This is a genomic window from Pseudomonas sp. 2822-15 (assembly GCF_002742515.1).
Taxonomy (GTDB): Bacteria; Pseudomonadota; Gammaproteobacteria; order Pseudomonadales; family Pseudomonadaceae; genus Aquipseudomonas; species Aquipseudomonas salomonii.
The window spans coordinates 36740-47054 of the sequence record NZ_LJRY01000273.1 but is presented as its reverse complement, the minus strand read 5'-3'; the positions used below and the strand labels follow the sequence as shown (position 1 = coordinate 47054).

Sequence of the window (10315 nt, the reverse complement as noted above, 5' to 3'; positions counted from 1 at the left end):
GCAACGCGCTTGCCTTACACTGCGCGCCTATGACCAACATCCCCCACACTCAAATCACCGAACCCGCCGTCACCTGCTCGACGTGCGCAGCCTGCTGCTGCCAGCTGGAAGTCATGCTGATCACCGACACCGGCGTGCCGGAGCGCTATATCGATACCGACGATTGGGGCGGTGAAGTGATGCTGCGCCTGGATGACGGCTGGTGCGCGGCCCTGGATCGGGACACGATGATGTGCACGATTTACGAGCGGCGGCCGTTGATCTGTCGGGAATTCGAGATGGGTGCGCCGGAGTGCCTTGAAGAGCGCCAAGGCATTGCGACGGCGTATCGCTGAGCCAAAATGTGGCGAATATAAAATGTGGGAGCTGGCTTGCCTGCGATAGCATCACTTCGGTGTAACTGATAAACCGAGGTGTCTGCATCGCAGGCAAGCCAGCTCCCACATGGTTTGGCGCAGGCTTGAGAGTTACAACGGGTAGGTGTAGTGCAACGAGTAGCTCTCTACCCCGTCGTTATTGCTGCTGATGCCCGCATTGGAATAGTGCGTGGCACGAATGCCCACTTCATGCCCGCCGGCAAAGCGCAAACCAAAGCCCAGGCGGTCTTCGAACTGGAAGGCCTGGCCGATGTTGTTGTCTTCAACCCGCGTGCGTGAAAACACCGCCACACCGATACCCGCTTCGATGTAAGGCTTGACCTTCTCCCCGGCAAACTCATACACAAACACCGGCGAGAACGACAGGCTGCTGACACTCGCGCGTTTGTCGCCGTCCCAGTAGGTGTAAGCGCCGCTCCAATAACCGGTCAGTCGGCCCGTATCACTCTGCCACCAGCTTTTATCCCAATCCGACGTCAGCCCCAACCGATAGGTCAAGGTCGAATCGCTGGTCCCCCCCACCCCAAATTCCAGGCCGGCGGCCTGAGCCGAAACTGAGTGTCCCACCACAGCGGCCGCAATCGCAGCCAAACAGAACAAGCGCTTCATAAGAGCACATCCTTTGAAATCGAAGTTGTAGGGTTTGTACAGGCTAACGCTATAGAAGCTTGCGCGATGCCAGAAGTTCAGCTTCTAACCGCGATGTTTCACGAATTTTTCACAAGCCAAAATTACGCACAACGCCAGAAGATTTCCAGAGTGTCGGTAGGATATTTCTTAGGTGATCAACGTCGCCGCTGGTCCAGAACTGCGCTGGCTCAGGATTGCCAGGCGACAGCAGGTCACGCTCGCCCAACAGACGCCTGAGCTGGCGGGCCACGGCAGCGCCGGTGTCGATCAGGACGATGCTGGGGGGAAGCATCTGTGCCAGAAGCGGCTTGAGGAAGGGATAGTGGGTGCAGCCGAGGATGATGGTGTCGCAACCTGCGTTGAGCAGCGGGGTGACATAGCCCTGCAACAACTGGCGCAGTGCGGCACTGTTGAGGTCGCCGGTTTCGATCAGTTCAACCAACCCCGGACACGGCTGGGTAATCACCCGCACATCGGTGGCGAAGCGATCGAGCAGCGCGGCGAACTTGGCGCTTTGCAGGGTGCCGGTGGTGGCCAGCACGCCGACCACGCCACTGCGGGTGGCGGCCGCCGCCGGTTTGACCGCAGGTTCCATGCCCACCAGGGGCCAGTCGGGATAGTCCTGGCGCAAATCAGCCACGGCGGCGACGGTTGCGGTATTGCAGGCAATCACAAAGGCTTTGGCGCCTTTTTCGCGGAAAAACCCGGCGACCAAACGGCTACGTTCAAGAATGAACGCCGGGGATTTTTCACCGTAGGGGATGTGCCCGCCGTCAGCCACGTATAACAACGACTCATGGGGCAACAGTTGCTGAATTTCATCCAGCACCGACAGGCCGCCGACGCCGGAATCGAACACACCGATGGGCGCGTCCTTAACCATGGGCCGTTCCGCAAACGCTGCAGCCGGGGTCGCGCTTGACGCGCAGCTCGCGAAAACGCGTGGTCAAGGCATCGATCAACAGTAAACGCCCCACTAGGGGCTCACCAAAACCTGCCAGCAACTTCAAGGCTTCCAGTGCTTGCAGGCTACCAACCAGCCCGACCAACGGGCCGACCACACCGGCTTCGCTGCAGGTCAGTTCGGTGTCGCTGCCGTGCCCATATAAACAGTGGTAGCACGGGCTCTCGGCGCGCCGTGGGTCGAACACCGACAATTGGCCTTCCAGGCGAATGGCCGCGCCGCTGACCAAAGGCTTGCCCGCTGCAACGCAAGCGGCGTTTACGGCCTCACGGGTAGAGAAGTTGTCGCTGCAATCGAGCACCACATCGACCGCCGCCACTGCGGCGGCGAGTGAATCGGCATCCAGCGCAGTGCGATGGGCGACCAACGCGATTTCCGGGTTGATGGCGGCCAGACGACGCATGGCCGAATCGACCTTGGTCTGCCCGACGCTGTCGGTATCGTGGATGATCTGGCGTTGCAGGTTGGTCAGGTCGACGGTATCGAAGTCTGCCAGGTGCAACTCACCCACACCGGCGGCGGCCAGGTAAAGCGCGACCGGCGCGCCGAGCCCACCGAGGCCGACGATCAGCGCGCGGGCGTTTTTCAGGCGCAATTGGCCGTCGATGTCGACGTGCTGCAACAGAATCTGTCGGCTATAGCGCAACAGTTCCTGGTCGGTCAGCACGGACGGCGCCCCAACGTGATGCGTTCGTGGCCGCCGAGGTCGATGCGGCTGTGGACCTCATCAAAGCCCTCACCCGACAACAAATCACGTACCGCCCCAGCCTGGTCGTAACCGTGTTCGAGCAGCAACCAGCCACCGGCATTCAAGTGGGCCGGGCTCTGGGCGATGATCAACCGCAAATCGTCCAGCCCATCATGGCCTGCCACCAAGGCACTGGCGGGCTCAAAGCGCACATCGCCGGCCACCAGATGGGGATCGTTATCGGCAATGTAAGGCGGGTTGCTGATGATCAAGTCGAAGTGCTGGCCTTGCAACGCGCTGAACCAATGGCTGTTCAACACCGAGGCGTTCTTCAGGTGCAGGCGCTGGCGGTTGCGTTCGGCCAGGGCCACGGCTTCGAGCACACGATCGACCGCAGTGACCTGCCAGGTCGGGCGCTCGCTGGCCAGGGCCAGGGCGATGGCGCCGCTGCCCGTGCCAAGATCAAGAACCCTGGCAGGCGTGGACGGCAGCAATTCCAGCGCGGCCTCTACCAGCAACTCGGTTTCCGGGCGCGGAATCAGCGTGTGCGGTGCAACCTCCAAATCCAGCTTCCAGAAGCCCTGCTGCCCGAGGATGTAGGCCATCGGCTCACCCGTGCGACGACGCTGCAGGTAATCGGCAAACGTCAGCGCGTCTTCGCTGCTGACGATTTTTTCCGGCCAGGTGTGCAGGTAGCTGCGCGATTTGCCCAGGGCAGCGGCCAGCAACAGCTCCACATCCAGCCGCGCGGTGGGCGAGTCTGGCAGGTCGGCGGCGCGCAGGAGACTGGCAATAATGGTCATTTATTCACCTATCGCCGCCAATTGATCAGCCTGGTATTCGGCCAGCAACGGCTCGATTACCGCGTCAACGCCACCGGCGAGAATCTCGTCGAGGGAATACAGGGTGAGGTTGACCCGATGGTCGGTGACCCGGCCCTGGGCAAAGTTGTAGGTGCGAATGCGTTCGGAGCGGTCGCCCGAGCCCACCAGCAACTTGCGCTCGCTGGCAATTGCATTGGCGGCGGCGCTGGTCTGCTGGTCGTTAAGCTTGGCCGACAGCCAGGACATGGCCCGCGCACGGTTTTTGTGCTGGGAACGTTCTTCCTGGCACTCGACCACGATGCCCGACGGCAAGTGGGTAATGCGGATCGCCGAGTCGGTCTTGTTCACGTGCTGACCACCGGCGCCCGACGACCGGTAGGTGTCGACACGCAAGTCTGCCGGGTTGATCTCGATGGCTTCCTGCTCGTCCGGCTCGGGCAACACGGCCACGGTGCACGCAGAGGTGTGGATACGGCCCTGGGATTCAGTCGCCGGAACCCGCTGCACGCGGTGCGCGCCGGATTCGAATTTTAGCTTGCCGTAGACGTTGTCACCTTCGACCCGCGCGATGACTTCTTTATAGCCGCCGTGTTCGCCTTCGTTCTCGGACAAAATCTCGACACGCCAGCCACGTCGCTCGGCGTAGCGCGAATACATGCGGAACAGGTCGCCGGAGAAGATCGCCGCTTCGTCGCCACCGGTGCCGGCGCGGATTTCGAGGAACACGTTACGTCCATCGTTCGGGTCTTTGGGCAGCAGCATGCGTTGCAGGTCGCCTTCGAGCTCGACCAGCTTCTCTTTGGCTTCGCGGACTTCTTCCACGGCCATTTCGCGCATGTCCGGGTCGCTGTCTTTGAGCAGCGCCTGGGCGCCCTCGAGGTCGGCCTGCACTTTCATCAGGCTTTTATAGGTGGCCACGATAGGCTCAACTTCGGCGTATTCCTTGGAATAGGCACGGAACTTGGTCTGATCGGAGATGACCTCGCCATCGCCGAGCAAGGCGGTCAGTTCTTCGAAACGGTCCTGGAGCACGTCCAGTTTATTGAGCAGTGACGCTTTCATTGCGGTTTTTTATCCGAAGAGCTATCTGACGCGCCCTCACCGAGGGCAAAGAGTTCCTGGGCCATGGCCAGCGCATCGAGGCGGCCTTCGGCGGTAAGCTTTTTCAACTGAACGCTGGGGGCGTGGAGCAATTTGTTGGTCAAGCCACGCGCCAGTTGCATCAGCACGTCTTCGGCGCTGCTGCCGTTGGCCAGCAAACGCTGGGCCTTGATCAATTCTTCATCACGCAGGCGTTCGCCCTGCTGACGATACGCCTTGAGCACGTCGACCGCCGCCAATTCACGCAGGCGCACCATAAAGTCTTCGGCGCCGGTGCTGACCATTTCTTCGGCGGCCTGGGCCGCGCCTTGGCGACTCTTGAGGTTTTCGGCGACCACTTCGTGCAGATCGTCGACGCTGTAGAGGTAAACGTCGTCCAACTCGCCGACTTCAGGCTCGATATCGCGGGGAACGGCGATATCCACCATGAAGATCGGCTTGTGCTTGCGCAGCTTCAATGCACTCTCGACCGCGCCTTTGCCCAGGATCGGCAGTTGGCTGGCGGTGGAGCTGATGACGATATCGCTGCGCACCAGCTCGGCCGGGATGTCCGACAGCAACACAGCATGGGCGCCAAACTGCTCGGCCAGGATGCTGGCGCGCTCCAGGGTGCGGTTGGCGACCACAATACGCTTGACGCCCAGGTCATGCAGGTGGCGCGCGACCAAGGTGATGGTTTCACCGGCGCCGATCAGCAGCGCCTGGCTGCGCTGCAAATCACTGAAAATCTGTTTGGCCAGGCTGACGGCGGCGAACGCGACGGACACCGGGTTTTCACCGATGGCGGTGTCGGTGCGCACCTGCTTGGCCGAATTGAACGTGGCCTGGAACAAACGGCCAAGCAACGGGCCGACGGTGCCGGCCTCGCGGGCCACCGCGTAGGCGGATTTCATCTGCCCGAGGATCTGCGGCTCGCCCAACACCAGCGAGTCGAGCCCTGCGGCGACGCGCATCATGTGACGAACTGCCGCATCCTCTTCATGCACATAAGCACTGGCGCGCAGGTCGTCGAGGTCCAAATGGTGATAATCGGCCAGCCAGCGCAGCACCACATCCGCCGAAAGATGTTCCTGCTCTATATAAAGCTCGCTGCGATTGCAGGTCGAAAGGATCGCAGCTTCGCGGCTGTCGGTGAGCCGGCAGAGCTGCTGCAAGGCCTCAACCAACTGCTCTGGCGTAAACGCCACGCGCTCGCGCACGTCTACGGTTGCAGTCTTGTGGTTAATACCGAGTGCGAGGAAGGCCATTCAATATCGCTGATGATGTCGGGAAGCCGACAATTGTCCTACTTCGAAAGATCCAGAACAACCACCGTCGTCTATTGTCCTAGTAGCTTGTGCCTATAAAGGCGCCCACTGAGACTCGGTTATGTTTGGCCGAAGGCTTGTGTCATGATGATCCGACCGCAGGTTAGTCGTCCTCTTCCTATATGAATAGATCTTCCGCGTTGCTCCTTGCTTTTGTCTTCCTCAGCGGCTGCCAGGCCTTGGCACCCGTGTCGCCGGACGGTACGCCGCCGGTCGAAGACAGCACCCCAGCCCCTGAAAAGCCCAAGGTTTACTCCTCGTTTAATGAAGAAACGATCTATAGCCTGCTGACCGCCGAACTCGCCGGCCAGCGCAATCGTTTCGATATTGCCCTGGATAACTACGTGACCCAGGCCATCAATACCCAGGACCCGGGCATTTCGGAGCGTGCATTTCGCATCGCCGAATACCTGGGGGCTGACCAGGCCGCGCTGGACACCTCGCTGATCTGGGCGAAAAACGCCCCGGACGACCTGGAAGCGCAACGCGCGGCGGCTGTGCAACTGGCCCGCGCCGGGCGTTATGACGACTCCATGGTCTATATGGAGAAAGTCCTGCAGGGCAAGGGCGACACGCATTTCGACTTCCTCGCGCTGTCGGCGGCCGACACCGACCAGGACACGCGCAATGGCTTGATGAAAAGTTTTGACCGCCTGCTGCAAAAACATCCGAAGAACAGCCAGCTGATTTTCGGCAAAGCCTTGCTGCTGCAACAGGATGACGAAGCCGACGCCGCCCTCAAGCTGCTGGAGCAGAACCCGCCGGAAGACGGCGAGATCGCCCCGATTCTGCTGCGCGCACGCTTGCTGCAAAACCTCAATCGCGGCAAGGAAGCGATTCCACTGCTGGAAAAAAGCATCAAGAAGTATCCGGGCGACAAGCGTTTGCTGCTGACCTATGCGCGCATGCTGGTTGAGCAAGACCGCATGGAAGACGCCAAAGTGCAGTTTGCCAACCTGGTCCAGCAATACCCTGACGACGACGAGTTGCGTTACTCGCTGGCATTGGTGTGCCTGGAAGCCAAGGCCTGGGACGAGGCCAAGGGATATCTCGAAGAGTTGATCGAGCGCGAAAGCCATGTGGATTCGGCGCACCTGAACCTCGGCCGCATCGCTGAAGAACGCAACGACCCGCAGGCTGCGCTGCTTGAATACGCCCAGGTCGGCCCCGGCAATGACTACCTGCCGGCCCAGTTGCGTCAGGCCGATATCCTGATGAGCAACGGCCGCACCGACGAAGCCGAAAAACGCCTGGCGGCGGCACGCGCTGCCGAGCCGGACTATGCGATCCAGCTGTACCTGATCCAGGCCGAGACGCTGTCGGCCAACAAGCAGGGCGAACGCGCCTGGAAATTGCTGCAACAAGCCTTGCTGCAATACCCCGACGATTTGAACCTGCTGTATACCCGCGCCATGCAGGCGGAAAAACGCAATGACCTGGCGCAGATGGAAAAAGACCTGCGCCTGATCATCAAGCGCGACCCGGACAACGCCATGGCGCTCAACGCCCTGGGCTACACCCTGTCGGACCGCACCACGCGCTACGCCGAAGCCAAGGTGCTGATCGAACAAGCCCACAAGCTCAACCCGGAAGACCCGGCCGTGCTCGACAGCCTGGGGTGGGTGAATTACCGCCTGGGCAACCTGGACGAAGCCGAACGCCTGCTGCGCCAGGCACTCGAACGCTTCCCGGATCAGGAAGTGGCCGCTCACCTGGGTGAAGTGCTGTGGGCCAATGGCAAACAGCGCGAAGCGCGACAAGTCTGGGAAAAATTCCTCAAGGAACAACCCGAAAGCCCTATCCTGCGCGGCACCATCAAGCGCCTGACCGGATCCGAGACCCTTTAAGCTTATGTTCTTGCGCCACGTTATTGTTTTCAGTTTCATCGCCCTGCTCGCCGGTTGCGCGGGCATCGGCAGCCGCGAATCCGTTGAAGGCCAGGGCAACCCGGCGCAATGGCAGCAGCACAAGGACCAGCTCAGCAGCATTGACGGCTGGCAGATCGACGGCAAAGTCGGGGTGCGCGCACCAAAAGATTCCGGCAGCGGTACGTTGTTCTGGCTGCAACGCCAGGACTATTACGATATTCGTCTGTCCGGACCACTGGGCCGCGGCGCAGCACGCCTGACCGGCCGACCAGGGCAAGTGAGCCTGGAAGTGGCCAACCAGGGCCGCTATGAGGCAGCCACGCCGGAAGAATTGCTGGAACAGCAGATAGGCTGGAAGCTGCCGGTTTCGCACCTGGTGTGGTGGGTACGCGGCTTGCCCGCGCCGGACAGCAAAAGCCGCCTGAGCCTCAACGGCGACAGCCGCCTGGCCACGCTTGAGCAGGATGGCTGGCAGGTCGAGTACCTGAGCTACGTGGAACAGAGTGGCTACTGGCTGCCTGAGCGCATCAAACTGCATGGCACCGACCTTGACGTCACGCTGGTGATCAAGGAATGGCAACCCCGCAAGCTGGGGCAATAACGTGACCTCAGAACGCTTGACGCTGCCCTCTCCCGCCAAACTCAACCTGATGCTGCACATTCTTGGGCGCCGTGAAGACGGCTACCACGAACTGCAGACGCTGTTTCAATTTCTCGATTACGGCGATGAGCTGACCTTCGCCGTACGCGACGATGGCGTGATCCAGCTGCACACCGAATTCGAAGGCGTGCCCCACGACAGCAATCTGATTGTCAGGGCGGCGAAAACACTTCAGGCGCAATCCGGTTGCTCGCTCGGTATCGACATCTGGATCGATAAAATTTTGCCCATGGGCGGCGGCATCGGTGGCGGCAGCTCAAATGCCGCGACCACCCTGCTCGGTTTGAATCACTTGTGGCAACTGGGCTGGGACCACGATCGCCTGGCCACGCTGGGCCTGACACTGGGCGCCGACGTGCCGGTTTTCGTGCGTGGGCACGCGGCTTTTGCCGAAGGCGTCGGGGAGAAACTCACCCCGGAATACCCCGAAGAGCCGTGGTATGTCGTGCTTGTTCCGCAAGTATCTGTAAGTACAGCAGAAATTTTTTCAGATCCACTGTTGACACGTAACTCTCCTCCCATTAAAGTGCGCCCCGTTCCCAAGGGAAACAGTCGAAATGACTGCTTACCGGTTGTAGCAAGGCGTTATCCAGAGGTACGTAACGCTTTGAATTTGTTAGGTAAATTTACCGAAGCAAAATTAACCGGAACTGGAAGTTGTGTGTTTGGGGGCTTCCCAAACAAAGCTGAAGCTGATAAAGTCTCGGCCCTTCTTACAGAGACCCTTACAGGGTTTGTAGCAAAGGGAAGCAACGTTTCGATGTTGCATCGCAAGCTGCAAAGTCTGCTCTAAAGGAACCGAGTACTGGGTACTCGTTGCAACAGATACAGGGGCGTCGCCAAGCGGTAAGGCAGCAGGTTTTGATCCTGCCATGCGTTGGTTCGAATCCAGCCGCCCCTGCCATTTTCTAATACTCATCCAGGTTACCCTCAGCCTCTAGGTACTGCGCGTGTCCAAGATGATGGTCTTTACGGGGAACGCCAACCCCGATCTGGCTCGACGTGTCGTACGTCAGCTGCATATCCCTCTCGGTGACATCTCTGTCGGTAAATTCTCCGACGGCGAAATTACAGCCGAGATCAATGAAAACGTCCGCGGTAAAGATGTTTTCATTATTCAGCCGACCTGCGCTCCGACCAACGATAACCTGATGGAACTCGTCGTGATGGCTGATGCCTTCCGCCGCTCCTCAGCGACTCGAATCACAGCTGTAATCCCTTACTTTGGTTATGCCCGTCAGGATCGCCGTCCGCGTTCCGCACGTGTGGCTATCAGCGCGAAAGTCGTGGCTGACATGCTGACCGTGGTAGGTATCGACCGTGTTCTCACGGTTGACCTGCACGCTGACCAAATCCAGGGGTTCTTCGATATTCCGGTAGATAACATCTACGGCTCCCCGGTATTGGTGGATGACATTGAAGACCAGCGCTTTGAAAACCTGATGATCGTGTCCCCGGACATTGGTGGCGTCGTGCGTGCACGGGCTGTTGCCAAATCCCTGGGCGTGGACCTCGGGATCATCGACAAACGCCGTGAGAAAGCCAATCACTCTGAAGTGATGCATATCATCGGTGATGTCGAAGGGCGTACCTGTATTCTGGTTGATGACATGGTCGACACCGCCGGCACCCTGTGCCACGCGGCGAAAGCCTTGAAAGAGCACGGTGCAGCAAAAGTCTTCGCCTACTGCACACACCCTGTGCTGTCGGGCCGAGCGATCGAGAACATCGAGAACTCCATGCTGGACGAACTGGTGGTGACTAACACCATCCCGTTGTCCGCAGCAGCTCAAGCCTGTTCGCGTATCCGTCAACTGGATATCGCACCGGTAGTTGCCGAAGCGGTTCGCCGCATCAGCAACGAAGAATCGATCAGTGCGATGTTCCGATAAGGG

General features: G+C 59.9%; 11 protein-coding genes and 1 tRNA gene. 6 read left to right on the top strand and 6 right to left on the bottom strand.

Annotated features, from left to right (window positions below):
• Nucleotides 1-29 precede the first annotated feature (29 nt).
• Nucleotides 30-335 carry a YkgJ family cysteine cluster protein gene (locus AOA59_RS27410; RefSeq protein ID WP_056859129.1) on the top strand — a complete coding sequence of 102 codons (306 nt, stop codon included), beginning with the start codon at nt 30-32 and terminating at the stop codon, nt 333-335.
• A 132-nt stretch (nt 336-467) separates the two neighbouring features.
• On the opposite strand, the gene AOA59_RS27400 is transcribed toward AOA59_RS27410, so the two are convergent.
• From AOA59_RS27400 to hemA, 6 genes are all read right to left on the bottom strand, one after another.
• On the bottom strand, nt 468-986 hold the full coding sequence (locus AOA59_RS27400; RefSeq protein ID WP_065929650.1) for an acyloxyacyl hydrolase: 519 nt from the start codon (nt 984-986) through the stop codon (nt 468-470).
• A gap of 109 nt (nt 987-1095) precedes the next feature.
• Nucleotides 1096-1890 carry a glutamate racemase gene (gene murI, locus AOA59_RS27395; protein ID WP_099489711.1) on the bottom strand — a complete coding sequence of 265 codons (795 nt, stop codon included), beginning with the start codon at nt 1888-1890 and terminating at the stop codon, nt 1096-1098.
• Nucleotides 1883-2638, bottom strand: a complete 756-nt coding sequence (locus AOA59_RS27390; RefSeq protein ID WP_099489710.1) for a molybdopterin-synthase adenylyltransferase MoeB — start codon at nt 2636-2638, stop codon at nt 1883-1885. Before AOA59_RS27390 ends, murI begins: the two co-directional genes overlap by 8 nt.
• On the bottom strand, nt 2632-3462 hold the full coding sequence (gene prmC / locus AOA59_RS27385; RefSeq protein WP_099489709.1) for a peptide chain release factor N(5)-glutamine methyltransferase: 831 nt from the start codon (nt 3460-3462) through the stop codon (nt 2632-2634). The genes AOA59_RS27390 and prmC overlap by 7 nt, the downstream gene beginning before the upstream one ends.
• Nucleotides 3463-4545: a peptide chain release factor 1 gene (prfA, locus tag AOA59_RS27380; RefSeq protein ID WP_065929653.1), complete on the bottom strand. Its 1083-nt coding sequence runs from the start codon at nt 4543-4545 to the stop codon at nt 3463-3465.
• Nucleotides 4542-5831 carry a glutamyl-tRNA reductase gene (gene hemA, locus AOA59_RS27375; protein WP_065929654.1) on the bottom strand — a complete coding sequence of 430 codons (1290 nt, stop codon included), beginning with the start codon at nt 5829-5831 and terminating at the stop codon, nt 4542-4544. The genes prfA and hemA overlap by 4 nt, the downstream gene beginning before the upstream one ends.
• A 182-nt stretch (nt 5832-6013) precedes the next feature.
• Here hemA and AOA59_RS27370 point away from each other — a divergent pair, with 182 nt between their 5' ends.
• The 5 genes from AOA59_RS27370 to AOA59_RS27350 all read left to right on the top strand — a co-directional run bounded on the left by AOA59_RS27370 (nt 6014) and on the right by AOA59_RS27350 (nt 10312).
• Nucleotides 6014-7738 carry a tetratricopeptide repeat protein gene (locus AOA59_RS27370; protein WP_099489708.1) on the top strand — a complete coding sequence of 575 codons (1725 nt, stop codon included), beginning with the start codon at nt 6014-6016 and terminating at the stop codon, nt 7736-7738.
• Nucleotides 7739-7742: 4 nt separating this feature from the next.
• On the top strand, nt 7743-8360 hold the full coding sequence (gene lolB / locus AOA59_RS27365; protein ID WP_056859137.1) for a lipoprotein insertase outer membrane protein LolB: 618 nt from the start codon (nt 7743-7745) through the stop codon (nt 8358-8360).
• A gap of 49 nt (nt 8361-8409) precedes the next feature.
• Nucleotides 8410-9213 carry a 4-(cytidine 5'-diphospho)-2-C-methyl-D-erythritol kinase gene (gene ispE, locus AOA59_RS27360; RefSeq protein ID WP_218178052.1) on the top strand — a complete coding sequence of 268 codons (804 nt, stop codon included), beginning with the start codon at nt 8410-8412 and terminating at the stop codon, nt 9211-9213.
• 36 nt (nt 9214-9249) lie between these two features.
• Nucleotides 9250-9324 (top strand) — tRNA-Gln (locus tag AOA59_RS27355).
• Nucleotides 9325-9370: 46 nt separating this feature from the next.
• Entirely contained in the window at nt 9371-10312 is a 942-nt protein-coding gene (locus AOA59_RS27350) for a ribose-phosphate pyrophosphokinase (RefSeq protein ID WP_003208392.1), read from the top strand.
• The last annotated feature ends 3 nt before the right edge of the window (nt 10313-10315 follow it).

Coding starts and splice junctions, on each gene's coding strand:
- AOA59_RS27410 (WP_056859129.1), top strand. CDS start 30: ATGACCAACATCCCCCACACTCAAATCACCGAACCCGCCGTCACCTGC.
- AOA59_RS27400 (WP_065929650.1), bottom strand. CDS start 986: ATGAAGCGCTTGTTCTGTTTGGCTGCGATTGCGGCCGCTGTGGTGGGA.
- murI (WP_099489711.1), bottom strand. CDS start 1,890: ATGGTTAAGGACGCGCCCATCGGTGTGTTCGATTCCGGCGTCGGCGGC.
- prmC (WP_099489709.1), bottom strand. CDS start 3,462: ATGACCATTATTGCCAGTCTCCTGCGCGCCGCCGACCTGCCAGACTCG.
- prfA (WP_065929653.1), bottom strand. CDS start 4,545: ATGAAAGCGTCACTGCTCAATAAACTGGACGTGCTCCAGGACCGTTTC.
- hemA (WP_065929654.1), bottom strand. CDS start 5,831: ATGGCCTTCCTCGCACTCGGTATTAACCACAAGACTGCAACCGTAGAC.
- AOA59_RS27370 (WP_099489708.1), top strand. CDS start 6,014: ATGAATAGATCTTCCGCGTTGCTCCTTGCTTTTGTCTTCCTCAGCGGC.
- lolB (WP_056859137.1), top strand. CDS start 7,743: ATGTTCTTGCGCCACGTTATTGTTTTCAGTTTCATCGCCCTGCTCGCC.
- ispE (WP_218178052.1), top strand. CDS start 8,410: ATGCTGCACATTCTTGGGCGCCGTGAAGACGGCTACCACGAACTGCAG.